The organism is Methylocystis iwaonis (assembly GCF_027925385.1).
Lineage (GTDB): Bacteria > Pseudomonadota > Alphaproteobacteria > Rhizobiales > Beijerinckiaceae > Methylocystis > Methylocystis iwaonis.
On the sequence record NZ_AP027142.1, the window covers coordinates 174,301 to 198,988 of the forward strand.

The 24,688-nt window shown below is 64.4% G+C and carries 18 protein-coding genes; 8 read left to right on the forward strand and 10 right to left on the reverse strand.

Features of this window, described 5'->3' with window-relative positions; all coding sequences use genetic code 11:
• Nucleotides 1-83 precede the first annotated feature (83 nt).
• Complete coding sequence (locus QMG84_RS00850) at nt 84-1,259, forward strand: site-specific DNA-methyltransferase (RefSeq protein WP_281929785.1); 1,176 nt, start codon at nt 84-86, stop codon at nt 1,257-1,259.
• Nucleotides 1,260-1,505: 246 nt separating this feature from the next.
• Here the strand turns inward: QMG84_RS00850 and QMG84_RS00855 are convergent, their stop codons facing one another.
• The 4 genes from QMG84_RS00855 to QMG84_RS00870 form a co-directional block, all read right to left on the reverse strand.
• Complete coding sequence (locus tag QMG84_RS00855) at nt 1,506-2,378, reverse strand: undecaprenyl-diphosphate phosphatase (RefSeq protein ID WP_281929787.1); 873 nt, start codon at nt 2,376-2,378, stop codon at nt 1,506-1,508.
• 142 nt (nt 2,379-2,520) lie between these two features.
• The gene (locus QMG84_RS00860; protein WP_281929788.1) at nt 2,521-4,227 is read right to left on the reverse strand and encodes an OFA family MFS transporter; all 1,707 of its coding nucleotides are present in this window, start codon (nt 4,225-4,227) and stop codon (nt 2,521-2,523) included.
• A gap of 278 nt (nt 4,228-4,505) precedes the next feature.
• Nucleotides 4,506-5,637, reverse strand: a protein-coding gene (prfB, locus tag QMG84_RS00865; RefSeq protein WP_281929789.1) for a peptide chain release factor 2 whose coding sequence is annotated in 2 segments (ribosomal slippage) — nt 4,506-5,567 and nt 5,569-5,637 — 1,131 coding nt in all. Because the reading frame shifts where the segments join, the coding sequence is not laid out codon by codon here.
• Nucleotides 5,638-5,741: 104 nt separating this feature from the next.
• Nucleotides 5,742-6,833 carry a CorA family divalent cation transporter gene (locus QMG84_RS00870; protein WP_281929790.1) on the reverse strand — a complete coding sequence of 364 codons (1,092 nt, stop codon included), beginning with the start codon at nt 6,831-6,833 and terminating at the stop codon, nt 5,742-5,744.
• Between the two features lie 332 nt (nt 6,834-7,165).
• On the opposite strand from QMG84_RS00870, the gene QMG84_RS00875 reads away from it, so the two are divergent.
• Nucleotides 7,166-9,658, forward strand: coding sequence for a putative bifunctional diguanylate cyclase/phosphodiesterase (locus QMG84_RS00875; protein ID WP_281929791.1), 2,493 nt, complete (start codon nt 7,166-7,168; stop codon nt 9,656-9,658).
• Between the two features lie 316 nt (nt 9,659-9,974).
• Here the strand turns inward: QMG84_RS00875 and QMG84_RS00880 are convergent, their stop codons facing one another.
• Together QMG84_RS00880 and QMG84_RS00885 are read right to left on the reverse strand one after the other, a co-directional pair.
• On the reverse strand, nt 9,975-12,389 hold the full coding sequence (locus QMG84_RS00880) for a TonB-dependent receptor family protein (protein ID WP_281929792.1): 2,415 nt from the start codon (nt 12,387-12,389) through the stop codon (nt 9,975-9,977).
• Nucleotides 12,390-12,559: 170 nt separating this feature from the next.
• Nucleotides 12,560-12,973: a hypothetical protein gene (locus QMG84_RS00885; RefSeq protein WP_281929794.1), complete on the reverse strand. Its 414-nt coding sequence runs from the start codon at nt 12,971-12,973 to the stop codon at nt 12,560-12,562.
• A 226-nt stretch (nt 12,974-13,199) separates the two neighbouring features.
• Here QMG84_RS00885 and QMG84_RS00890 point away from each other — a divergent pair, with 226 nt between their 5' ends.
• Nucleotides 13,200-15,461 (forward strand): NADP-dependent malic enzyme, encoded by a 2,262-nt coding sequence (locus QMG84_RS00890; RefSeq protein ID WP_281929796.1) that lies wholly within the window; start codon nt 13,200-13,202, stop codon nt 15,459-15,461.
• Between the two features lie 128 nt (nt 15,462-15,589).
• Here the strand turns inward: QMG84_RS00890 and QMG84_RS00895 are convergent, their stop codons facing one another.
• Nucleotides 15,590-15,856, reverse strand: a complete 267-nt coding sequence (locus QMG84_RS00895; protein ID WP_281929798.1) for a hypothetical protein — start codon at nt 15,854-15,856, stop codon at nt 15,590-15,592.
• 278 nt (nt 15,857-16,134) lie between these two features.
• Nucleotides 16,135-17,421, reverse strand: coding sequence for a 5-aminolevulinate synthase (gene hemA / locus QMG84_RS00900; RefSeq protein WP_202070929.1), 1,287 nt, complete (start codon nt 17,419-17,421; stop codon nt 16,135-16,137).
• A gap of 224 nt (nt 17,422-17,645) precedes the next feature.
• Between hemA and QMG84_RS00905 the strand changes: the two genes are divergently transcribed.
• Nucleotides 17,646-19,403, forward strand: coding sequence for an alkaline phosphatase family protein (locus QMG84_RS00905; RefSeq protein WP_281929799.1), 1,758 nt, complete (start codon nt 17,646-17,648; stop codon nt 19,401-19,403).
• Between the two features lie 121 nt (nt 19,404-19,524).
• Nucleotides 19,525-19,998: a pentapeptide repeat-containing protein gene (locus QMG84_RS00910; RefSeq protein WP_281929801.1), complete on the forward strand. Its 474-nt coding sequence runs from the start codon at nt 19,525-19,527 to the stop codon at nt 19,996-19,998.
• A 3-nt stretch (nt 19,999-20,001) separates the two neighbouring features.
• Here the strand turns inward: QMG84_RS00910 and QMG84_RS00915 are convergent, their stop codons facing one another.
• Both QMG84_RS00915 and QMG84_RS00920 read right to left on the reverse strand, forming a co-directional pair.
• Nucleotides 20,002-21,387 carry a M20/M25/M40 family metallo-hydrolase gene (locus QMG84_RS00915; protein ID WP_281929803.1) on the reverse strand — a complete coding sequence of 462 codons (1,386 nt, stop codon included), beginning with the start codon at nt 21,385-21,387 and terminating at the stop codon, nt 20,002-20,004.
• Between the two features lie 240 nt (nt 21,388-21,627).
• A complete protein-coding gene (locus tag QMG84_RS00920; protein WP_281929805.1) occupies nt 21,628-22,110 on the reverse strand; it encodes an FxsA family protein in 483 nt (160 codons plus the stop codon).
• A gap of 127 nt (nt 22,111-22,237) precedes the next feature.
• Between QMG84_RS00920 and QMG84_RS00925 the strand changes: the two genes are divergently transcribed.
• From QMG84_RS00925 to QMG84_RS00935, 3 genes are read left to right on the forward strand one after another with little or no spacing between them, the layout of a single operon-like run.
• Nucleotides 22,238-22,927: a Tim44/TimA family putative adaptor protein gene (locus QMG84_RS00925; RefSeq protein WP_281929807.1), complete on the forward strand. Its 690-nt coding sequence runs from the start codon at nt 22,238-22,240 to the stop codon at nt 22,925-22,927.
• Nucleotides 22,897-24,024, forward strand: coding sequence for a murein transglycosylase A (mltA, locus tag QMG84_RS00930; protein ID WP_281929809.1), 1,128 nt, complete (start codon nt 22,897-22,899; stop codon nt 24,022-24,024). The genes QMG84_RS00925 and mltA overlap by 31 nt, the downstream gene beginning before the upstream one ends.
• On the forward strand, nt 24,021-24,581 hold the full coding sequence (locus QMG84_RS00935) for a Smr/MutS family protein (RefSeq protein WP_281929811.1): 561 nt from the start codon (nt 24,021-24,023) through the stop codon (nt 24,579-24,581). Before mltA ends, QMG84_RS00935 begins: the two co-directional genes overlap by 4 nt.
• The last annotated feature ends 107 nt before the right edge of the window (nt 24,582-24,688 follow it).

Sequence of the window (24,688 nt, forward strand, 5' to 3'; positions counted from 1 at the left end):
CCATCCCGCGCCGGCTCTATACGCGCTTTTTACCTAGTTCCGGCATCTTCACACGTGTTGGTAGCGTATGTGGTGTCGAGTTCATGAGTAGCGCGCGCGTCGGGGCGGCCCGCCTCAAATCCCGGATAAAGGTCACGCGTACCGGGTTATCCATCGCCGGGCCGCTCCACGCGCAGCCTGCCAGAAATACGATATTGCGCGGCGATTGCGTCAAGCTGATGCAGACGCTCCCTGAAGAGAGCGTCGATCTCGTCTTCGCGGATCCGCCCTATAATCTCCAGCTCGCCAATAAGTTGACGCGCCCGGACCAGAGCCTCGTCGACGCCGTCGATGACGACTGGGACAAATTCGCCGACTTCTCGACCTATGACGCCTTCACGCGCGACTGGCTCGCCGCCGCCCGCCGCGTCATGAAGCCAACGGCGACGATCTTCGTCATTGGCTCCTATCACAATATCTTCCGCGTCGGCGCGATCATGCAGGATCTCGGATTCTGGATCCTGAACGACATCGTCTGGCGCAAGAACAATCCGATGCCGAATTTCCGCGGCCGTCGCTTCACCAACGCCCATGAGACGATGATCTGGGCGGCGCGCGACCCGGCCGTGAAGAGCTACACCTTCAACTATGAAGCGTTGAAGGCCGGCAATGAGGATTGCCAGATGCGCTCGGATTGGCTCCTGCCGATCTGCACCGGCTCCGAGCGGCTGAAAGACTCGGAAGGCCGCAAGGCGCATCCGACGCAAAAGCCGGAGACGCTACTCGCGCGCGTGCTCCTCTCCGCCTCCAATCCCGGCGATCTTGTGCTTGATCCCTTCTTTGGCACCGGCACAACGGGCGCGGTCGCGAAACGATTGCGCCGAGATTTTATCGGACTCGAGCGCGAGGACGGCTATGCTCAGGCGGCGGCCGCGCGCATCGCCGCCGTCGAGCCGCTTTCCGAAGACGCGGTTGCGCTCGCGCCATCCAAACGCGCCGAACCGCGCATTGCTTTTGGGAGCCTCGTCGAAGCGGGCATGATCGCGCCCGGCGCCGTGCTGACGGACGTCAAAAAACGCCATACGGCGATCGTGCGCGCCGACGGCGCCGTCTCGCTCTCGGGTTTCGTCGGCTCAATTCACAAGACCGGCGCGCTGGCGCAGGGTCTCCCGGCCTGCAATGGCTGGACCTTTTGGCACTTCGAGACAAACGGCCGCCTGGCGCCGATCGACGAATTGCGCTCCCAGGCGCGCGAAGCGCTCCGCGAAGCCGCGGAGTAAAAGCTCCGGACCGCGGGCCTTCAGGCCCGCGCAGACTTGCTTGAAAATTGGCGATGACGCCCCTCGCGCTTCGAGACGCCTTGCTAATGCAAGGCTCCTCAGCATGAGGGGCTTCTGTTATCTGCGTCAGACACTTAGGCCCTTATCCTGAGGAGCGAGCAAAGCTCGCCTCGCGAAGGACGAGGCCGCCTCGGAGGTTTGCAAAAACAAACAAGCGCGCCTGAAGGCGCGCGGTCCGTTCACGTCTTAGACCAGGAAGCCGCCGTAAAAGCCCACGAGCAGCACGACGCCGATGAAGGCGCGATAGGCGACGAAGGGCCAGGCGGAAAAGCGCTCCAGAATGCGCAGCAGGCCCCAGATCGCCGCAAAGGCGGAAATCGACGCCACGAGAAGCCCAAGCGACAGCACCGACCAGCCGTGAAAATCGAGATGCGCCTTGTGCAGCTCCCATAATTCCTTGAGGCCGGCGAGTGCGATCGCGGGCAGGCCAAGCAGGAAGGAGAAGCGCGCGGCTTCTTCGCGCTTGAGGTCGAGAAAGAGCGCCGCCGTCAGCGTCGAACCCGAGCGCGACACGCCGGGAACAAGCGCGCCGACCTGGGCGAAGCCGACGATCAAGGCGTCTTTCAGGCTCACATGGTCGAGCGTGCGCTTATGATTGCAGTAAAGCTCGGCGAGCGCGAGCAGTGCGGCCATGACGACGCAGGAAATGCCGATGACCGGAAGCGATCGCAGCGGCGAGCCGCAAGTGTTGAGCGTGTGCGACAGGAGAATGCCGGCGAGCCCGATCGGCACGGTCGCGAAGCCGATCCAAAGGACGAAACGGAAGGTCCAGTCGTTGAAGTCGCGCCGCCGAATTGCGCCAATGGAGCCCACAGCCAGCGCGCGGATGTCGCCCCAGAAATAGCTGACCACCGCGGCGAGCGCGGCGAGCTGCATGGCGGCGGAGAAAGCGGAGCCCGGGTCCTTCCAGCCGAGCAGCGCCGGCACGATGCGCATATGCGCCGTGGAGGAGATCGGCAGAAGCTCGGAAATGCCCTGAACGACGCCGAGCGCCGCCACTTTCATATAACCGAGGTCGACAAAACCTGTGTCGAGACCATTGGTGCAAGCCGTCGCCATTTTCTCTCCGCCGGAATGGGGCGCGGGGGCTCCGCGCGGGGCGCTACGGAATATCGACCATGCGCGGTTGTGGTTAATGGAAAGAAAACGAGGCGCCACGGGGGCAAGCAAAAGGGCCCCCGCGTGCGCCGCTCGATCCAGCTCATTTGAACAGCGCCATCGCCTTCAACAACGTGATCGATACGCCCCAGGCGAGCGGGACGCCGACCGCGAGCCAGGAGAGGATCAAGACCGGCGAGAGGCGCGGCGCCGCGCGAAGGGCGACCGAGGGCACAGGGTCATGCGGCTCCAGCCCCTCCTCCAGAAAATCCTCGAAATCGGCGTGGATCTCTTCCTCTTCCTGCTTCACCGCGGCGACGCTGGTCTTCTTCTCGGCCGCGACCTCTTCATCGGTCATATAATATTTCTCGGCGACCGGCCGAACGAGGAGATTGCAGACAAGCCCCGCCAGCAGCAGGCTGGCGAGCACATACATTGTCTGGTTATAGGCGGCTTCGCGGGGCACGCCGATCGAAAGCTGATATTCGCGAATGTAGTTGACCAGAACCGGGCCGAGCACGCCCGCCGTCGACCAGGCGGTCAGCAGCCGGCCATGAATGGCGCCGACGTAATGCGTGCCGAAAATATCCGCGAGATACGCCGGAATAGTCGCGAAGCCGCCGCCATACATTGTGATGATGACGGCGAAGAGCAGCACGAACAGGAAGACGAGCCCGCCCTTTGCCGCGAAAGGCGCCGCGGCGTAGAGCGCGAGGCCGAGCACGAAGAAGATCGCATAAGTGACCTTGCGGCCGAAGGCGTCTGAGGCCGAGGCCCAGCCAATGCGCCCGCCGATGTTGCACAGGCTCAAGAGGCCGGTGAAGCCCGCGGCGATGGCGGCGATCTGCTTCTTCTGGTCGGCGTTGAGGGCGTCGAAGCCGAGGTCGAGGCCGATGAGCTTGCCGCCGAAGACCTCCTGCAGCATGGGCGAGGCCATGCCGAGCACGCCGATGCCGGCCGACACATTGAGGCAGAGCACGCCCCAGAGCAGCCAGAATTGCGGGGTCTTCCAGGCGACGTCGAGATGGACGTGGCGATGGGTGACCATGGCGTTGGCGGCCGGCGCCGGCGGCGTCCAGCCCTTGGGCGCCCAGCCGTCGGCCGGCACGCGATAGCCCAGCGAGCCGCTGACCATGAAGATGAAATAAATGCCGGCGAGCGCCACGAAGGTCTGCCAGACGCCCGGCGAGGTCGGCGTCGCGAAATAGCCCATCAGCCGATCGGCGAGTGGCGCGCCGATCATGGCGCCGCCGCCAAAGCCCATAATGGCGAGGCCGGTCGCCAGGCCGCGCCGGTCGGGAAACCATTTGATGAGCGTCGAGACGGGCGAGATATAGCCGAGGCCGAGGCCGACGCCGCCGATGACGCCGGAGCCGAGCCAGAGCATCCAGATCTGGTGAAGATAGACGCCCAGCGCCGAAATGAGCAGGCCGCCGCACCAGCAGAAGGCGGCGGCGAGGCCGGCTTTGCGGGGGCCGGCCGTCTCCAGCCAATGGCCAAAGATCGCCGCCGAGGAGCCGAGCAGAACGAAGAAGAGCGTGAAGGTCCAGCCCAGCATGCTGATCTTCCAGTCGCAATTGGTTGCGACGATCGTCTGGAAGAAGCCCATGTCGGCCGGGCATTCCTTGGGCGCCGCGCCGCCGACGATGCGCGACAGCGGCAGCCAGAACACCGAGAAGCCATAGGCCATGCCGATGCAAAGATGCACGGCGAGCGCGGCCGGCGGAACGAGCCAGCGGTTGAATGTCGGCGAGGCGATGGAGCGCTCGCGGCTCAGGAAACTTGGTTGCGGCGCAACAGCGGCGTCCATCTCTCGACCTTTCGCGGCGCGGGACGGCGCCGATTGACGCAAATGAAAAACAAAGGCGCTTGGCGGCTTGCTTCTTATCGCGCCGCGAAAGATTGATCAAATGAAGCGGGAGCTTCTGCGGATGCGAAAAGGATGGCGGGGTGAGGTCGCCCCCTCCCCAATCCTCCCCCGCTTCGCGGCCCCCTTTACCGAGGATGGCGGCGCCAGGGCGTCGTTTAGACGCCCGTTTTTCAGACGGGCTTCGGCGGCGCCGGGTGGGGGGGGCGCCCCGTCGCGCGCTACTCCACGTCCTCCACCTTCTCCGGCCCGCCGCCATAGATGCGCTGGGCGAGAGAGGCCTGCATGAAGTCGTCGAGCTCGCCGTCGAGCACTTCGGACGGCGTGCCGGACGTGACGCCGGTGCGCAGGTCCTTCACGAGCTGGTAGGGCTGCAGAACGTAAGAACGAATCTGGTGCCCCCAACCGATATCGGTCTTGCTGGCGGCTGCCTTGTTCGCCTCGGCCTCGCGCATTTCCAGCTCGCGCTCATAGAGACGGGCGCGCAGCATGTTCCAGGCGGTCGCGCGATTCTTGTGCTGTGAGCGCTCGGCCTGACAGGCCACGACAATGCCGGTCGGCATATGGGTGATGCGGATCGCCGAATCGGTCGTGTTCACGTGCTGACCGCCCGCGCCGGACGATCTATACGTGTCGATACGGCAGTCCGACTCGTTGATATTGACCTCGATCCGGTCGTCCACCACCGGATAGACCCACACCGAGGCGAAGCTCGTATGGCGCCGCGCGTTCGAGTCGAAGGGCGAGATGCGCACCAGACGATGCACGCCCGATTCGGTCTTTGCCCAGCCATGGGCGTTGTGGCCCTTGACCAGAAGCGTGCCCGATTTGATGCCGGCCTCTTCGCCGGCGGTCTCCTCGATCACCTCGACTTTGAACTTCTTGCGCTCGCCCCAACGGGCGTACATGCGAAACAGCATGCGCGCCCAGTCCTGGCTCTCGGTGCCGCCAGCGCCCGAGTGGATTTCGATGAAGGTGTCGTTGCCGTCGGCTTCACCCGAGAACAGCGCCTCGATCTGACGGCGCTGGGCCTCCTTGAGCAGGGCTTTGAGCGCCTCGACGCCCTCTTTCTCGGTCGCCTCGTCGCCGGCTTCCTCGCCAAGCTCGACGAGCGTCAACGCGTCTTCGAGATCGCGCGCAAGCCTGTCGATCGCGCCCATCTGCTCCTCGAGCTGGGTGCGTTCGCGCATGAGCTTCTGCGCTTCGTCGGCGTTGTTCCAGAAATTGGGGTCTTCGGCCTTGACGTTCAGTTCGGCGAGACGGCGGGTTGCAGTCTCGACGTCAAAGATGCCTCCTCAGCAGTCCCATGGACTGCTCGATCTGTTCTTTGAGCGCAAGCGGCTCGGCGCGCATGGGTTTTTGTCTTTCGGAAAGCTCGGGGAGCGGCGCTCCCCGTTTCGAGTGGCGCGGAAATTAGGCGGGGCGGGCCGGCATGTAAAGCGCCGATCGCGCCCGCTTCAGTAACTGCTGGTGTCGGCCGGCGGCGCCGGCGGCTTGGAGCCGCGCGGCCGGCTTTCTTCGGCGCCCTCTGAATCGGTGAGGCCCCAGCGTCGCATCAACAGCAGGACAAGTCCCGCCGCAAAAATACAGACGATGGTGGCGTAGACGACGCCCTCCTCGCTTTCCGAGAAAGGCAGATTCTTGAGATTCATCCCGAAAAAACCAGTGACGAAGGTCGCCGGCAGCAAGAGCGTCGTGACCACGGTCAGCACATAGAGCCGGTCGTTGGTCTCGAGATTGAGAATGGCGTTCAGCTCGTCCTGCAGCAGGCGGGCGCGATCCTGCAGGGTTTGCATGTCGCGGGCGAGCGATTCGGTATGCTGCACCAGCCGTGACGCCGTCTCGCGCAGCGCATTGTCGGCGGCGCTATTGGGATCGTCCTCGATGTCTTCGAGGCGCGCCAGCGTCGAGACAAGGCCGCCAATCTGCCGCGAGAGCCGCACGGCGTCGCGGCGCCCGGCGCCGAGCAAAGGCCGCGCATCGCGCCCGCGCGCGTCGATGATCAAATCCTCGGCGCGATCGAAGGCGAGGCCGATGTTGTTCGCGGTCCTGCTCAGCTCGTCGACGATATGGGTCGTCATCATCTCGAAAAGCGCGAAGGGCGACTCGACGATCGTCCCGCGGCCAACGGCGCTGCGGATGGCGTCGACGCAGCTCATCGGCCGCCGCCGGGCGGTCACCAGGAAGCTTTCGTCGATCGCAAAGCGCAGGAAATCCGTGCGCGAGGCCGGGCCGGCGAGGGTGCGCTCGTGATCGAGCAGGGCGCCGCTCAGCAGGTTTTCCGAATATTCGAGATATTGGTGATCGATCGGATCGCGGAGCGCCTCGCGCGCGCTGTCCGAGAGCGCCTCGATCCGGCCGATGAGCGGCCGTGCGCGCACGTCGGTCAGATCGAGATGCAGCCAGACAAAGCCCTCGCGCGCCTTGCCGAGCGCGTCGAGATCGGCCGCCGAGCCCGGCTCGGCCCGGCCCTGCGCGTCGAAGCGGATGATCCAGAGACAGCCGGGAATGCCGGCGTGAAGGGGTTCTTTCAGGCGGTCGGCGGTCATGAGCTCGGGCTATCGGGAAATCGTCTTGAGCCGCGCCGAGCCTCCGCAGTGATGTCCGGCGCAACCGGGCGCAATGGTTTGGGGGTTCGGGAACGCCCCGGCGCCGGGAAGAGAAAGCGCGCTCAGCTCCGGCTTCAGACGTCTCAATTAAACGCCTCCTTTGCGCTTGGGAAGGGCGCCGCGCACATTTTCGTCGGCCCCGCCCGTTACCGCCAAGCTTTGTGACACTATTGCGACGCAGTATGTTCAACAACGCGCTGGAATATTTACGTTTTTTTCAACTCCCGCCGACACCTTCAGGCTAAATTCCGATCGATTTCTGGTGCGGCGTCATGATGTCTATGGATTCGGCGGACGACATATCCGCCGCTTATGGAGTGCTGAGCGACTTCGAGGAAGTCCGCGAGCTGTGCGTGAGCTGGGGCTGCCAGACAGATAAGCCGTCTGAATTCCCACGCTTCGAGGAACTTGCTCTGGGGAGTCTCGGAACGCTCGCCGACGATCTCGGCCTCATGGGGGAGGGGCGCGGCGGCGGCCTCGAAATCTATTATGCGGGCAGGTCGATCGAGAGCTGGCTCGGCCAGGAGCTGCGCTGCACGGCCCTGGAGGCGATCGATCAATATTGCGCCGCGTGCTTACGTGACGCTACGGCCCTCGCGACGCAGCGACGCGCGCCAGCCATGCAGGTGCTGCATTGGCTGCGGGACGGTCTCGCGACGAGCCGCGAAGTTGTCATCTTCCCCTTGTCGACCAGAAAAGGCGCGACGGTTTTCCTCGTCTTCTCGCGCGAACGAGCGGAGGCGCACAATGTCGTCGACGCCATTTACCGCGCGACCGACGACGGTCTCGTCACGCTCGCGGCCGTCTTCGACGACCCCGCGGACGCGATCTCGGATTTCCGCATTCTGAGCCTCAATAACGGGGCCGCACGACTGTTTGGCGATTCGGAGACGGCGCTTCGCTGGCGGCGCCTGTCCGAGGCGGCCCCCACTTTTGCGCGCGACGGCACGCTCGCCCGGCTGATCGAATTGTCGAAGAACAGGCGCGGCGACGAATTCGAGATCGCCGGGCCGCTCCCGGAGTCGCCCCGGCATTTGCGCCTCAGCGCCGCCCCGATGGGCGCGGATCTCATCGCCATCACCTTGACCGACGTCACCCGGCTCAAAGCCCGAGAGGAATATTTCCGGCTGCTGTTCGAGGAAAACCCCATGCCCATGTGGGTGCACGATCCACAAAGCAGGCGCATTCTCGCAGCCAATGACGCGGCGGTCCGGCATTTCGGCCATTCACGCGACCGCCTCCTGGACGCCACTCTCGAAGCTCTTTTCGAGGAGAAAGAACACCCGCACCTTCCGGGCATCCAAGGAATCCCGGGCGACGCAAGCGCAGATCGAATTTGGCAGGGGCGCTCCGCCGACGGGCGGCGTCGGGATTTGGAAATTCACGCTCGGGAGCTCGACTTCGACGGCCGCCGCGCCGTCCTCGTCTCGGTGGTCGACGTGACCGAGCAGCTCGCGGCTTCGGCGCGCATCGCCCATATGGCGCTTCACGATTCGCTCACCGGTCTTGCGAACCGCAACCAGTTTCGCATGCGCCTCGCGGCCAGCCTGGAGGCGCTGCAACCTGACGAGGCCCTCGCCGCACATTACATCGATCTCGATGATTTCAAGGACATCAACGACACGCTGGGGCATCCCGCGGGCGACCAATTGCTGGTCGCCGTGGCGGAGCGGCTCTCCGACATCCTGCGGCCGGGGGACATGGTCGCCCGTCTCGGAGGTGACGAGTTCGCTTTTGTCCAAGCCGGTCTCACCTCGCCGGACGAGGCCGGCGAGTTTGCCGAAAAAATCGTCGGCGCGCTCGGCCATCCGCTCAAAATCAACGGCCAAAACGTGCTGGTGAACGCGAGCGTCGGCGTGGCCATCGCCCCGGCGCACGCCAGCGACCCCGACACGCTGCTGCAATACGCCGATATTGCGCTTTATCAGGTCAAGCAGGCCGGCGGCGGCGCCTATCGGCTGTTCGACGCGGGGATGGCGGCGGCGCTGATACGTCGCCGCGTCTTGGAGGCGGATCTCAGGGACGCGCTGATGCACAACGCCTTCGACGTGCATTATCAGCCGATCGCCGAGATCGAGAGCCGCCGGATCGTCGCGATGGAGGCTTTGCTGCGCTGGACCCATCCGACGCGCGGGTCCATTTCTCCCGCGGAGTTCATTCCCATCGCCGAGGCCAGCGGACTCATCATCCCGATCGGCGAGATGGCGTTGAGCCGCGCTTGCCTCGAAGCCATGCACTGGCCGCCGGCGACGCGCCTGAGCGTCAATCTTTCGCCAGCGCAATTCAAGTCCGAGACCCTCGTCCAATCGGTCGTCCGGGCGCTGGAAGCCAGCGGTCTGCCGGCGAGCCGCCTGGAGCTCGAGATCACCGAGTCCGTCCTGCTGGTGGAGAGCCGCGACAATCTCGCGATCTTGCACCAGTTGCGCGCCCTGGGCGTGCATATTTCACTCGACGATTTCGGAACGGGTAATTCCTCGCTCTTCTATCTGCGCGCATTCCCCTTCGACAAAATCAAGATCGATCGCTCCTTCGTGCAGGAGCTGCCGACCAACCTTCAATGCGTCGCCATCGTTCGCGCGGTGACGGGAATTGGCCAGTGTCTGAATGTGGCGACAGTGGCGGAAGGGGTGGAGACGGAAGAGCAGCTCGCGCATCTGCGCAAGGAAGGCTGCACGCAGATGCAGGGCTATCTCTTCGCCAAGCCGCTGCCGGCGGAAGCGGCGCGAAAGCTGTTCGGCGCGTGGCAAGAGGAGGAGGTAGCGTGAGGAGCGCCGGAATTCGTTTTCGCCGCAAAGTTCGGGCAAAGCCCGCCGTCAGCTTGTTGGCAAACCTCCGAGGCGGCCTCGTCCTTCGAGACGCGAGCTTCGCTCGCTCCTCAGGATGAGGCCTAAGTGTTTGGCGTAATTTGCTTGATTGGGTCGGCGTCATTCCCGACGCTCGCGCCGTTTGAACACACAGGGACTCACCGCCGTCATTGCGAGGAGGCGGAGCCGACGAAGCAATCCAGGGCCGCATCGCCGCCTTGGATTGCTTCGCTTCGCTCGCAATGACGGACTCGGCAAAGCCCGCCGTTGCACGCGTTCAGAATTTCACTTTGACGCCGCCTTGGACGCTGATCGGGGCGCCCGCGTAAATCGAACCGGTGGCGTTCTGCGCCAGATAAGAACCGGGGGCCTGGAAGCCGTACAACAGCGTATTGGTGAGGTTCGTCGCCCCCGCGACCCAGTTCTGGTTCAGCACATTATTGACCTGAACAAAGGCGGTGAACTCCTTGAGGAAACTGTCCGACAGTTCCCGCTTGTAGTGGGCGTTGAGGTTCACCAGCCCATAGCTCGGGATGGTGAGCTGGTTTCCATTGTCGATATAGTAGGAGTATTGGTAGATATACTCGATGAAAGCCCCGAGCCCTTTGAAGTCCCCGGTGGGCTGATCGTAGGTCAGCCGCGTCGTTAGTTGATGGGCAGGCACGTTGGGGACTTTATAGCCGGCTCTGTTCAGATAGTAGGTGTTGGCGCTGTAGGGCGCGCCGCCGCCGCTGTTTCTCTGCTCGATGTAATTCGTGAAGACCTGATTGTTGTAGGTGTAATTCACGAGCCACTTCAATCCCTCCCGCAGCTCGTAATCGGCCGCGAATTCGGCGCCGCGATGGACGGAGCCGGGGGCGTTGAACTGGTAGGTCAATTTGCCGGCGCCGGGCCGCTGGGCCAGAATCTCGTCGGTCCACCACTCATAGAAGCCGGTCAAAGAGACGGTGAGCTTGTCGTTCGGGGTCCAGACAATCCCGCCGTCGACGCCCGTATTTGTTTGCGGCTTCAAGCCGGTGTTCGGTCCGATATTGCCCTGCTGGTCGACAAAAAACGCCAAATAATTCGGCGTGCCGAAGCCGCGCGACGTGCGCGCCCGCACCTGCCACTCGCTGCTCGGCCGCCAGGTGAGCGAAGCCTCATGCGCCCAGTTCACCCAAAGATCACTGAACTTCACGGTGCTGAAGCTCGTCGGAAGAAACGGGTTGCCGACGTTGGCGTAGCCGAGGTTGTCGGACTGCGAATTGTTTCGGCTCGCCTCGACGTCCATGCCGATGACGGCAGTGAGAGTCGGCGTAAGCGCATATTCCGAACGGAAGCGAGAGCCGAAATTGGAGACGAGCGCGTCCAGCTTGTTGACCGGCTGCGGCATCACATTGCCCGGGCCGAACATGGCCAGAGGCTTGGTGTTGGTCGTGAACCGGCTGCTGTTGTAATAGACTTCCACATTGTTGCGCAGATCGCGCCCGAGGAATTGGCCGAGAGTCGTCACATCCGTCCGGATGTCCACCCCAGGGACGTTGGCGTAGGTAACCGGCGTGTCGATCGGCTGCCAGAACTCCTTGTCGTAATAGATTCCGGTCGTGCGGATGACGGTGCTGGCGTCGACTTCATGCTCCCAACGCAAGCCGAGCGCGTCGAAACGATCGTTGCGCAACCAGCCGCTTTGCGTTGCGGTGATGGGAAGCGACGCGCCATTCACGCCGTTGATGAACAGGCTCGTGCCGCCGCAAGATTGGTTCGCGACGCCCAGAGCCGGGGCAATGGCGTTGCACCCCCTTTGGAAGGGGTTCGCATAATACTGGTTGAGCGACAAGCGCGCCGGCAGCTCGCCATAGAGCTGATTATGGATGAATTTGAAGGTCACCTTATCCTGCGGCGTCACCTCATAAGTCGCGCGCAGATTCACGGTTTGCGTGTTGCTGTTGTTGTTGAGTGTAAACCCTTCGAGCCGCATGTCGCTCGCGAAGACGGCGAAATCGAGCTTGCCGATTTTCTTGCCGATGGTCACGTAATTATTGACGTAGCCGAAGCTGCCGCCTTCGCTCCCCGCTTCGACGCCATTGATCTCCGCGCCGCTGCGCGTGCGGAAATTGATCGCGCCGCCAACCGCGAAATTGCCGAACAAAGCCGAAGACGGCCCGCGATATACGTCGAAGCCGGCATAGGCGTGAGGATCGACCCAGTCGGCGCGGGAGAAGCCATCCGGCATCGCCATTCTGAAGCCGTCGTCCAAAAGAATGATCCTTTGGATCGCGCCGCCGACCCTGGCCCCCGAACCGCGGATCGAAATGGTCATATCCCTTGGACCATTGCCCTGTTTGAAGGACACGCCGGGGCTGTAGCGAAGCATGTCGCCGACCGTGCCCAAGGGTTGTTCGGCGAAGGTTTTGGCGCTGATTTCCGTGACGGTCTGACCGGTTGGCTCGCGGTAAATGGGGAGCTTCAATTTTTCGGGGCTGAAGCCCGGCGCGGCCTGCGCGCTGACGAGCGGCGAAGAGGCGGGCGCGGCGCTCGGCCCGTTCAGCGCCAGTCGATTTGGGACGGCCCCCGCAGGCCTTCCGCCTGTGTGTTTTTGACGTTGCCCACCGATGTCGATCGTCGGCAGATTTTGTTGCGCGTAGGCGTGAGAGTTCGCGACAATGGCGATAGCGAGCAGCGACGCGCCCGCGCTTAGAGACTTCCGGCACATGGGAAGAAGCTTTCGTATCTCGAAACAGGAAAGAACGCTCCAGAAGCGCTGCGCCATGCGATCACGCGATCGCTTGGGCCACAGATGATTGAGAACGCTTCGGGGCGCGGCTTGCTGTCGTATCGGGCGGCGTCTCCTCGGAGGCGCGATCGATCGACGCAGGAAAAGAACTAAATCGTCGGCGGCGCCGTGGCGGACCAAGCGGTCAGCGCGCCCTGTATCGGCGCGGGCGGAATATCCACCGTTGGGAATTCGAGCGCCGTCGGCGCGTCAGGAAACTCTACAAGGAAGACAATCGCCGGGACGAGGCCAAGGCGCAGGAAATCCTTATCGCTGTCGAAGCGGCAAAAAACGCAGCAGTCGAGACCATCCGCATGATGATCCGTTTGATCGCCGGCATGCTCTCGCCGCTCGCAAATGGCGTTTTGGGGCGCGACAGTACGCTCGACGCCCACACGCGGCGCGCCAGCAGCCCAGAGCAGATTGCCGAAAACGCGCGGCGCGACGCTGAGAATAAGGCAAACGATCAGCAGCGCATGCACCAGGCGCGCTGCTAGAGCCGATCGTTTTACTTTCCGCCGCATGGCTTTAGGGAGTAATCCTCACAGCCAAGCTGGCGCAAGGTGGGCTAACAAAGGCCGTCTCATCTATTCTTGCCATGTTGCACATTCGCAACACATTGCTTGCATTCTTTTCGACGAGAGACCCGTCCATCGCGTTTCAGACGCTTGTGATCCCCACCCCCGCCCCGCTATGCTGCGCCGCCGAAGGCGCTGCAATCGGAAAGGCTTGCGGAACATGAATGAGAGCATGAGCGATCGTCCCGTCGTCACCGACAAGGAGGCGCTGCTCTTCCACTCGCGCGGGCGGCCGGGAAAGCTCGCCGTCGTGTCGACCAAGCCCATGGCGACGCAGCGCGATTTGTCGCTCGCCTATTCGCCGGGCGTCGCCGCGCCCGTGCACGCCATCGCCAAAGACCCGACGCTCGCCTTCGATTACACCACGCGCGGCAATATGGTCGCGGTCATCACCAATGGCACGGCGATCCTGGGCCTCGGCGATCTGGGGCCCCTCGCGGCGAAGCCGGTGATGGAAGGCAAGGCGGCGCTGTTCAAGCGCTTCGCCGACATCGATTCGATCGATCTCGAAGTCGACACCAAGGAGATCGACGAATTTGTCGCCGCCGTGCGCTATCTCGGGCCCTCTTTCGGCGGCATCAACCTCGAGGACATCAAAGCGCCCGAGTGTTTCGTGATCGAAGAGCGCCTGCGCGCGCTCATGGATATTCCCGTCTTTCATGACGACCAGCATGGGACGGCGATTATCTCCTCCGCCGGCCTCATCAATGCGCTGCTGCTGACGGGCCGCGACATCAAAAATACGAAGCTCGTCTGCAATGGCGCCGGCGCGGCGGGCATCGCCTGTCTCGATCTCGCCAAGGCGCTCGGCTTCGATCACCGCAACGTCACGCTCTGCGACACCAAGGGCGTGGTCTATCGCGGTCGCGAAGCCGGCATGAACCAATGGAAGAGCGCGCACGCCGTCGAGACGAGCGCGCGCACGCTCGCCGAGGCGCTCGAGGGCGCCGACGTCTTCTTCGGCTTGTCCGTGAAGGGCGCGCTGACGCCCGACATGCTGAAATCCATGGCTCCGGACCCGATTATTTTCGCCATGGCCAATCCCGATCCGGAAATCACGCCGGAAGAAGCGCGCGCGGCGCGGCCGGACGCCATCATCGCCACGGGACGCTCGGACTACCCGAACCAGGTCAATAATGTCCTGGGCTTTCCCTACATCTTCCGCGGCGCGCTCGACGTGCGCGCCAAGACCATCAACATGGAGATGAAGATCGCCGCCGCGCAAGCGCTCGCCGATCTCGCGCGCGAGGACGTGCCGGACGAAGTCGCCAACGCCTATCGCGGCGCGCGACCGCGCTTTGGCCGCGACTATCTCATCCCCGCGCCTTTCGATCCGCGCCTCATCTCGGTGATCCCGCCAGCGGTGGCGCGGGCGGCGATGGAGTCGGGCGTCGCGCGCCGTCCGATCATCGACATGAAAACCTATCGCGCCGAACTCTCGGCGCGACGCGATCCGGTCGCGGGCCTCATGCAGACCATCTATGAGCGCGTGCGGCGCGAGCCCAAGCGCGTCGTCTTCGCCGAAGGCGAGGAGCAACAGGTGATCCGCGCGGCGGTCGCTTATGTGAATCAGGAATTGGGCGAGGCGGTGCTCGTCGGGCGCGAGGATCGGGTGAGGGCCAACGCCGCCAACGCCGGCGTGGAGCTCGTTCCCGGCATCGAGATTCACAATGCGAAGCTGTCGCAACGCAACGGCGTCTATGCGCAGTTCCTGTTCGAGCGGCTGCAGCGCAAGGGCTTCCTGTTCCGCGACTGCCAGCGCCTCATCAATCAGGACCGCAACCATTTCGCCGCCGCCATGGTGGCGCGCGGCGACGCCGACGCCATGGTGACGGGCGTCACGCGCAATTTCTCCAATGCGCTGGAAGAAGTGCGCCGCGTCGTCGATCAGAAGCCCGGACATCGCGTCATCGGCGTGTCGCTCATTCTCGCCAAAGGCCGCGTTGTGGTCGTCGCCGATACGGCGATCACCGAATTGCCGGAAGCTACAGAGCTTGCCGAAATCGCGATCGAGGCGGCGGGCGTCGCGCGGCGCATCGGCCTCGTGCCGCGCGTCGCCATGCTGGCTTTCTCGACCTTCGGCTATCCGCCGGGCGAACGCACGGCGCGCGTGCACGAGGCGGTGCGCGTTCTCGACCAGCGCCGCGTCGATTTCGAATATGAGGGCGAGATGGGCGCCGACATTGCGCTCAACAAAGATTTGATGAGCGCCTATCCCTTCTCCCGGCTGAAGGATACGGCGAATGTCCTCATCATGCCGGCCTTCCACTCGGCGGCGATCTCGACCAAGATGCTGCAGGAACTGGGCGACGCCACCGTCCTCGGCCCGCTGATCGTCGGCCTCGACAAGCCCATCCAGATCGTCCAGCTCGGATCGACTGACACGGAGATCGTGAATATGGCGGCGCTCGCGGCTTTCGGCCTCGGCGGCTAGCGCGCGGCCCGCCTCGAACTAAGGCTTTAGCCATTCCCGCGGGCTGAAAGCCCGACGGGAGCCGCAAAACCGCTGGTTTTGTTTGGGATTCCCAAGCGCTAGCTTTGCGAGCGCCGGGAGTGACGGCCCTACCAAACGGATTTCATATTAGAAATGATATGCAACAGGCTCGACATGGGTAGGCCATAGAAGAAGCCGAAGGCAAAATGGATCACGAGATTCGACGCGCCGAAGCCGAAGGCGAAAAGGCCGAGATTTTCCATCACGCTTCTCAGATATTGCCGGTTCCTGAGCTTCGACCGGCGGGGCGCGCGAAGGACGCGCGCTTCCTCAGGCTCCGGTTGCGCCACGGCGGCCGCCGCACCGCTGTTGAAGGAATAATGAAGACGGCTCATTGCGATGGCCCCATTTGCCGATGTGGTTGCCAGTTCGTGTCGAAAATAGAGGACACCACGCCGCCTAACCCCATTTGAACTTGCACGGGACAATTCTAATCAATCACACGGTTTTTTAACCATATGGCCCGGCCCAAGGCTTGGAGACCGTAGCACGCCGCGAGCGCTCGCGTCGCGGGCGGCGGGCGTGACAACGAGCGATCCGCTGCAACGAAAAGCCCCAGGCTGCATACAGCCTGGGGCTCGGATTTCACGACGATCTTAGACGAGCGACCGTATTACTGCGCCGCGAGCTTGATCTCCGGATAGGTGCAGCGCTCGGCGCTCTTCTCGTCGACATGGAGATGCGACGGCGGCTCGGCGAAGGCGATCCCGAGCGTCTGCCAGACATCGACCATTGCTTCGACGAGGTGAGCAATATGATCGTGCGTATGGCGAGGCGTCGGCGTGATGCGCAGGCGCTCGGAGCCCTTGGCGACGGTCGGATAGTTGATCGGCTGGATGTAGATATTGTGCCGCGTGAGCAGCAGATCGCTCGCCGCCTTGCACAGCTCCGCCTCGCGCACCATCACCGGCACGATATGCGAGCCGTTTTCCAACACCGGAAGACCGGCGGCGGCCAGCGCATGTTTGGTGATATGCGCCGCGCGCTGATGCGCGGCGCGCAGATCGGAGCGGCGCTTCAGCAGCCGGACCGCGGCGCAGGCGGCGGCGGCGACCGGCGGCGGCAAAGCGGTAGAGAAGATGAACGCCGGCGCATAAGAGCGAATAGCGTCGATCACCGCGGCGTCGCCGGCGACATAGCCGCCCATGGCACCGAAGCCCTTGGCCAGCGTGCCCTCGATGACGTCGATGCGGCCCATGACGCCTTCGCGCTCGCAGATGCCGGCGCCGCGCGGGCCATACATGCCGACCGCGTGGACTTCATCCACATAGGTCATGGCGCCGTAACGCTCGGCGAGAGCGGCAATCTCGGCGACAGGCGCGACATTGCCGTTCATGGAATAGAGGCTCTCGAAGATGACGAGCTTCGGCCGGTCGCCGGCTTCGATCAGCAGCTCTTCGAGATGGGCGAGGTCGTTGTGGCGGAAGATTTTCCGTTCCGCACGCGACCGCTTCACGCCCTCGATCATGGAATTGTGATTCGAGGCGTCGGAGAGGATCACGCAATTGGGCAGCAGGTCGGCGATGGTCGAGATCGCCGCGAGATTGGAAATCCAGCCCGAGGTGAAGACGAGCGCCGCTTCCTTGCCGTGGAGGTCGGCGAGCTCGCGCTCCAGCTCCACGATCGCGTGGCTTGTGCCGGAAATATTGCGGGTGCCGCCCGCGCCGGCGCCGACTTTGCTGGCGGTCTCCACCATCGCGTCGATGACCTCGGGGTGCTGGCCCATGCCGAGGTAATCATTCGAACACCATACGGTGACGTTTTCGATAGAGCCGTCGTCTCGAATCCATCGGGCGAGGGGAAAGCTCTCAACGTCGCGCTCGAGATGCGCAAAGATGCGATAACGGCGTTCGTCCTTCAGACGGGAGACGGCCGCCTCGAAATATCGCCGATAGACCATGTGACCCAACCCTCGATCTTTGACGCCCATCAAACCCAGACTGCCGGCCCCGTCCTGCCCAGCGCCTTGTTTGGACGTTTTCTTACATAGCCCATCCTAAGCCGGAAAGCGAGTGGCGGAACGTCGCGGCAGAGGCGTCGAGCTTGACGCTCTGGCCGCCGGTTCGCAGACCCGATATGGAGGCTGCCTAAAACTCGGCCGGGCTTAGTTAAAAGGCTAGCATTATGAAATTCTTTAAGGTCGCGCTGGGCCTTGCCGCGCTTGCGACGGCGCCCGCCGCCGCCCAGGAAGAAGACCACGGGGGGCTCGGCGATTTCGACAAGATCGTGGTCATCTACCAGGAGAACCACAGCTTCGATAATCTCTATGGGCTCTGGGGCGAGGTCGGCGAGCGGGAGGTCAACGGCCTGCGCGCGCTCGAAGATGTCGAGCATTCCGGCCAGCCGGCGCCCTGGTGGACGCAGATCCGGTCCTCCGCCGACGGCTCCAAGCCCTATCTCTGCCTGCCGCAGAACGACGCCAATCTCACGTCGCCCGCGCCGCTCGCCACAGGCTGCACGGATAATACAGCGGGCGCCGGTTCGCCGATCAACAGCGCCTTTTACAATCGCCCGTTCAAGATCGACGACTATATCGCGGCGATCGACACAACCTGCCCGGCGCCCGGCGTCTCCGCGTCGAACGGCGTGGCGAAAGGCCAGGGACTGGCTGGCGGCTGCACGCGGGACATCGTGCATAATTTCTATTCCGAGCAGTATCAGATCAATGGCGGCCAGCAGAATCGCTATGTCACCGGCAGCAACGCCATGGGTCTCGTCATGGGCTATTACGACACCCGCAAGCTGCCGATCTATGAATATCTGCACCAGCCCGGCGCGCCGAAATATGTCGTCGAGGACAACTTCTTCCAGGCGGCCTTCGGCGGCTCCTTCCTCAACCATCAGTGGCTGATCGCGGCGAGGACGCCGGTCTTCGTCAATCCGGTGACCGACGGCTCCGGCAACGACCTTCACTCTGTCGTCGACGCCAACGGCATGCCCACCAAGACGCCGCTCTATTCCTCGACGGACGCCGCGACGGCGGCGAAGCTTCGCGACAGGTCGCTGACCGCTTATTGCGCCGGAGACGCCCGCAATGCCGCGAAGCTGCCGCCTGCGCCCGCCGGCGTCGCCTGCGGCGATTATGTGGTCAACACCACGCAGCCCAGGGCGTGGCCCTACGCGCCCGGAACCGCCGACGCGGAGCGCCTGCCGCCGCTCGCCGATAAGACGATCGGCGATCTATTGACCGATAAAGTCACCGACTGGGCCTGGTATTCCGGCGGCTGGGACAACGCCGAGGGCAACACGAGCGGCAAGGGCTGGACGAATGGCGCCGGCGGCGTCTGCGCCGACCCCAACGCCAACCCGCAGACGATCGGCGGCGTGCTCCGCTGTCCGGATAAGAACTTCCAGTATCACCATCAGGCGTTCAATTATTTCGCCGCCTACGCGCCGGGGACGGACGCGCGCAAGGCGCATCTGCTCGACGAGGCCGAGTTCATCGACGCCGCCAAGAACGGAAAGCTCAAGGCTGTGAGCTTCGTGAAGCCGCTGGGCGCGGACAATGAGCACCCCGGCTATGCGAGCGAATCCACCGGCAGCAACCATCTCGTCGCGCTGGTTGACGCGATCGTCAAAGGCCCGGACGCCCAGAAGACGCTGATCGTCATAACTTATGACGAATTCGGCGGCGCCTGGGACCATGTGCCGCCGCCGCCCCACAACGCCGACAAATCGGCGCCGTCCGATCAATGGGGCCCCGGCACCCGCATCCCGGCGCTGGTCATCTCCGCTCGCTTCCGCCGCTCCGGCGTCGATAGCCAGGCGCATGACACGACGTCCGTGCTGAAGCTGATCGAGGAACGCTTCGGCCTCCCGTCGCTTTCCACGCGCGACGCGGCGGTTCGCAGCCTCTCGACGGCGGTGATGATCGCCCGCTAAGGCATCGCAAGCTATCAAGGCCCCCGGTCGGCGCGCGAGCCCGGCCGGGGTTTTTCATGTGTGGCGGCGCAAGGCGCGGAGGCTCGCCATCGCCGATCATCCCCTCGCCAGGAAGGAAGCGATGGGTGAGATGGCGCTGGTCCAGCAAGAAGAGTTCACGGAGAGCTGCGGGCGCTTCGCGTCCCTGCCGACGGAGACCGTCTTCGCCTATTGCAGCTTCGAGGGTTTCGAAATCTCCCGGCCGAGCGTCGGGGGCGTCATTCTTGGCTGCAGTTTCACGCGGATGAGCTGGTACTGGGAGCCGTTCAACACAGCCCTCATCTCGCGCACGAGTTTCGAGGACTGCGTCTTCCGCGGTTGCTCATTCCGGGGCGTCGACTTGCTCGATTGCGCCTTCACGCGCTGCCGATTCGAACTCGACAATCTCGGCGGCGCTTGCCTCTTCAGCGACTGCCGGCTGGTCGCGTGCGTTTTCGAGAATTGCGCATTCGTGAAAGACGAGCGGCCCGGCAAGCACGCGCCGCTCTTCGAGAAAAACCGCTTCTACGATTGCCGGCAAATCGGGACGCGCGGGGAGCGCCTGCCTTTCGGCTGAGCCTCATGAGGCCAATGCATCCAGCACACGCGCCCAGCTACGCGCGCCCTTGTGGAAGGACGTGTAACTGTATTTCTCATTGGGCGAATGGATGCGGTCGTCGTCGAGCGCGAAGCCGATCATCAGCGCATCCATATTGAGGTCGCGCTTGAAGGCGCCGACGATCGGGATCGAGCCGCCGCAGCCGGTCAGCGCGGCCTCCTTGCCCCACTCCTCGCTGAGCGCCCGCCGCGCCCGGTTCAGCGCCTCGGAACCGAAGGGAAGCTGCAGCGCGTTGGAGGCGCCATGGTTGATGAACTCGACCTTGGCGTCGGCCGGCAACCGCTCCCTCACAAAGGCGCGGAAGCTCTCCAGCACCGCTTTGGCGTCCTGCTTGCCGACAAGCCGGAAGGAGAATTTGGCGGACGCTTCCGCCGGCAGCACCGTCTTCGAGCCCTTGCCGGTATAGCCGCCGACGACGCCGTTCACGTCGCAGGTCGGCCGCGCCCAAATCTGCTCCAATATCCCGCGGCCCTTCTCACCGCCGATCCGCGTGAGGCCGATCTCGCCGAGCCACTTCGCCTCGTCGAAATCGAGTGCGCGCCATTGCTCGGCAATGTCTTCGGGGATTTCGGGCACGCCGGCGTAGAAGCCCGGGAGCGTCACTCTCCCTTCGTCATCATGCAGATCGGCGATGATTTTCGCGAGCACATGCACGGGATTGTTCACCGGCCCGCCGAACATGCCCGAATGCAGATCGTGGCTGGCAATGCGGATGAAAACTTCTTCCTGCGCCAGGCCGCGCAACATGACCGTGATCGCCGGCGTGGTCGCGTTCCACATGCTGGTGTCGCAGACGAGCGCAATGTCGGGCCGCGACAGCTCGTCCTTATTGGCGGCGAGGAAGCCGGGGAGGGAAGGCGAGCCCGTCTCCTCCTCGCCCTCGAAGAGGAAAGTGACGTTGCAGGGCAGGCCGCCGTTCGCTTCGAAGGCGCGGCAGGCCTCGACGAAGGTCATGAGCTGGCCCTTGTCGTCGGAAGCGCCGCGCGCCACGATCTCGTCGCCGTCCTTGCCGGCCACGAGACGCGGCGCGAAGGGGTCCGACTCCCAAAGTCCCAGCGGATCGGCCGGCTGCACGTCGTAATGGCCGTAAAACAGCACATGCGGCGCATCCTTGCGCTTCGCCTTGGCGTGGCCGACGACGATCGGATGGCCGGGCGTCTCGCGTACATCGGCCGTATATCCCAGGCCCTTGAGCTGGTCCGCCAGCCAATTGGCGGCGCGCTGGCAATGCTGGGTATAGGCGGGGTCGGTCGAGACCGAGGGGATGCTCAAAAGGTCGAAGAGGCGCTGGGTCGACGCGGGGAGATTCGCGTCGATGGTGTTCAGGACGGCGTCGATCGTGGCCATGGGAATCAAGTCCTTCGCAGTTGGAGCGAAGCTAGTGCGAAGTTAGGGCGGAGAAAAGGCCGGAGAGATCACTGGCTCTAAGCCTGAGCGCGCGACCAGCCGTCATTGCGACGCTGCCAGCCGTCATTGCGAGGAGCGAAGCGACGAAGCAACCCAGGGCAGCCATTACGGCTCCTGGGTTGCTTCGCGTCGCTCGCAATGACGGCCGGGGGGGTATTTGGGGCTCGCGACGCCAGACAGTCATTCTCGCTGCCAATCGCCGCTCTTGCCGCCCTCATCCGGCTTCTTGCGCTTGCGCTTGGGGCGGCCGCTTTTGGTGAGATGTTTCCACTCGTGCGGCGCGAGGTCGATGGTCTGCGGGCCGGCCGGCTTGTGGGGGCTCCTCCCACGGTTCCGGATGCGGCTCAGCACCGCAGAGCGCACGGACGGCGATTTCAGCGCGAGCCCTGCGACATCCGAGGCGAAGCCCGGCAAGATCAATAGGAAAGACGCGAACGCCTGAACCGCCCCATCGAGCATGGCGCCCTCGGCGCGCCATTTTCCGCGCTCCCGCCAGACGGCGAGGAGCCCCTTGACGTCCGCAAGGCCGAGCGCGGTCGTGCCGAGCCCCAAAAGAATCGCGGCGAGGAGCCCGATCGCGCGCAGGACGAAGGCGAAGGCCAGAATTTCGAGCGCGAGCCAAAGGCCGAGCGCCAAGCCGATGAGCTTCGTCCTGTCGGTCACTCGTGAAACACTCCCGCGCGCGCAAACGCTTGGCCGCGCACGCCCGATTGGGCGCGGAGCCGGCCTTGATTCGTGACATGTGAGCGGCGACATGTTAGCCGACAAGAGAAGAATCCGGGAGTGACCAATGTCGCCGAGCGGCGAACCTTTCGACCCGTCGCTGATCGTCTTTGCGGCGCTCGCCATTTTCGTAGTGTGGAAGCTGCGCTCCGTGCTCGGCATGCGCGTCGACCGCGACGCGCCCCCGCCCACGCAATTCGAGCCGCGCCGCGCGCCGGTGGGGCCAGCCCCGCTGCCGGGCGCCGCGCCCGCCGACGATTTGCCGGCGGTGCGGCCCGAGGATCGCTGGAAGGGCGTCGCCGAGAATCGCGCCGAGGCGATCACGGGCCTCGACGCCATCGCCGCCGCCGATCCGCGCTTCGACGGCAAGGCGTTCGTCGACGGCGCGCGCCGCGCCTATGAGATGATCGTCGGCGCTTTCGCCAAGGGCGACCGCGACGCGCTGCGCCCGTTGCTCGCCAAGGACGTCTTCGACGGTTTCGCCGGCGAGATCGCGCGGCGCGAGGCGGTCGAAGAGGCCGTGGAGACGGCGATCGTCGCCATCGATTCGGCGCTGGTCGATTCCGCCAGCGCCGCGCCGCGCCTCAATGAGATCACCGTCCGTTTCGCCGTGCGGCTGATGAATATCCGCAAGGACAAGGCGGGCGAAGTCATCGAAGGCGGCGCCACCATGCCGGTCGAAGAGCTGTGGACCTTCGCACGCGATCCGCGCGCCTCGGACCCGAATTGGAAGCTCGTCGCCACCCGCGCCGTGTGATTTTCGTGCGTCCGCCGTCGGATCTCGAACCGGTCGCCTTCGATGCGATTGCGGGCTTTGGCGAGGACGATCTCGACGCCGCTTTTCCCGTCTTCCGGCGCTCCGCCGAGCGCATTCTCGAAGCCGCACAGGAACAGCGGCCTGCCTGTCCGCCGCCGCCGGAGCTGATCGCCGCGGCGCGCGCGGCGCTTGAAGGGTCAGAGTCGGGCGCCGCCTTCTTTCGGCGCTGGTTCGAGCCGTTTCGCCTCGCCAAAAGGGGCTTTGTCACCGCCTATTACGAGCCGGAGGTCGAAGCCCGCCGCGCCCCCGAGCCCGGTTTCGAAACGCCGGCGCTCTCGCGTCCGTCCGATCTCGTCACATTGAACGACGCGCCGCTTTCCCTAGCGTCCGGGGAGGCGCTCACGAGCGCACGGCGTCTGAGGGATGAGAGCCTCATTCCCTATCCGCCTCGACGCGAGATCGAGGAAGAGGGGGCGGCGACGGGGTCGATCCCGCTCGCTTATGTCGCAGACCCGGTCGAACTCTTCCTCATTCAGGTGCAAGGCTCCGCCCGATTACGGTTTCCGGACGGAACCGCGCGCGCGCTCACCTATGACGGCCGCAACGGCTGGCCTTACACCTCCGTCGGCCGATTGATGATCGAGCGCGGGCTCATGCCCGAAGGCGCGATGTCGCTCGAAGGGCTGAAGGCTGCTCTGCGTGATATGGGCGTCGGCCCCGGTCAGCCTGGACGAAGGCTGATGCAGAAAAACAGGTCTTATGTGTTCTTCCGCGTCGACGAATCGAAAGACCGGGCGCTCGGGCCGATCGGGGGCGAAGGCGCGGCGCTCACGCCGCTGCGCTCCATCGCCGTCGATCGGTCGATCTGGTGTTACGGCCTCCCCTTCTGGATCGCCGCGGACGTTCCCTGGGAGAGCGAGGCGCCGACCCATTTCGCGCGGCTGATGATTGCGCAGGATACGGGATCGGCGATTTTAGGCGCGGCTCGGGCCGATCTGTTTTTCGGTTCGGGCGCGCGCGCCGGCGCGCTGGCGGGCCGCGTCCGGCATGAGGCTGATTTCCACGTTTTCCTACCAAAAAAGGACCCATCGCCGTGAGCGACGACAGGCGACGCTATTCCCGCCGGCTGACTCGCGCCGAGTCCGAGCTTTGGTCGATTGTCACTGCCAGCGTACGCCCTTTCCGGGCGCGGCCCGCGCCCGTCGCAGAGCCGCCCGCGCCGGCAAGCGCTCCCGAGCCGGTGCGTGAAAAAGCCCCCGCGCCGGTCGCCCATCGCGACCGGCCGCCGGCGCCCAAGCCCGCGACGCCTCTCGTCGAGATCGACCATCGCACGCGGGTGAAGATCAAGCGGGGCCGGCTCGAGGTCGGGGCGAAGCTCGATCTTCACGGAATGCGGCAGGACGAGGCCCAGCGCGCGCTCAACGCCTTCCTGCGCCGCGCGCAGGCGGAGGGCGCCAAGGTCGCGATCATCGTCACCGGCAAAGGCCTCTCGCGCGAGGAGGGCGGCGTGCTGCGCCGCGTCGTGCCCATGTGGCTACAGGCGCCGAGCCTGCGCGACGTCGTCGTCGGCTTCGGCGAAGCGGCGCGCCATCACGGGGGCGAAGGCGCGCTTTACGTGCAGATCCGCCGCGCGGATCGCCACCGCGTCGGCTGATTTCGGCGGTCGCCCAAAGTCATACGGGATCCGCTTGATTGGTTGGGTGTTAATCCCGGCAAAACGAGCGATCGGAATTACCGCCGTCATTGCGAGGAGGCGGAGCC

Excerpts from the sequence above, each read along its gene's own strand:
- QMG84_RS00850 (WP_281929785.1), top strand. The coding sequence starts at position 84 with ATGAGTAGCGCGCGCGTCGGGGCGGCCCGCCTCAAATCCCGGATAAAG.
- QMG84_RS00855 (WP_281929787.1), bottom strand. The coding sequence starts at position 2,378 with ATGGCGACGGCTTGCACCAATGGTCTCGACACAGGTTTTGTCGACCTC.
- QMG84_RS00860 (WP_281929788.1), bottom strand. The coding sequence starts at position 4,227 with ATGGACGCCGCTGTTGCGCCGCAACCAAGTTTCCTGAGCCGCGAGCGC.
- QMG84_RS00870 (WP_281929790.1), bottom strand. The coding sequence starts at position 6,833 with ATGACCGCCGACCGCCTGAAAGAACCCCTTCACGCCGGCATTCCCGGC.
- QMG84_RS00875 (WP_281929791.1), top strand. The coding sequence starts at position 7,166 with ATGATGTCTATGGATTCGGCGGACGACATATCCGCCGCTTATGGAGTG.
- QMG84_RS00880 (WP_281929792.1), bottom strand. The coding sequence starts at position 12,389 with ATGTGCCGGAAGTCTCTAAGCGCGGGCGCGTCGCTGCTCGCTATCGCC.
- QMG84_RS00885 (WP_281929794.1), bottom strand. The coding sequence starts at position 12,973 with ATGCGGCGGAAAGTAAAACGATCGGCTCTAGCAGCGCGCCTGGTGCAT.
- QMG84_RS00890 (WP_281929796.1), top strand. The coding sequence starts at position 13,200 with ATGAGCGATCGTCCCGTCGTCACCGACAAGGAGGCGCTGCTCTTCCAC.
- QMG84_RS00895 (WP_281929798.1), bottom strand. The coding sequence starts at position 15,856 with ATGAGCCGTCTTCATTATTCCTTCAACAGCGGTGCGGCGGCCGCCGTG.
- hemA (WP_202070929.1), bottom strand. The coding sequence starts at position 17,421 with ATGGTCTATCGGCGATATTTCGAGGCGGCCGTCTCCCGTCTGAAGGAC.
- QMG84_RS00905 (WP_281929799.1), top strand. The coding sequence starts at position 17,646 with ATGAAATTCTTTAAGGTCGCGCTGGGCCTTGCCGCGCTTGCGACGGCG.
- QMG84_RS00910 (WP_281929801.1), top strand. The coding sequence starts at position 19,525 with ATGGGTGAGATGGCGCTGGTCCAGCAAGAAGAGTTCACGGAGAGCTGC.
- QMG84_RS00915 (WP_281929803.1), bottom strand. The coding sequence starts at position 21,387 with ATGGCCACGATCGACGCCGTCCTGAACACCATCGACGCGAATCTCCCC.
- QMG84_RS00925 (WP_281929807.1), top strand. The coding sequence starts at position 22,238 with ATGTCGCCGAGCGGCGAACCTTTCGACCCGTCGCTGATCGTCTTTGCG.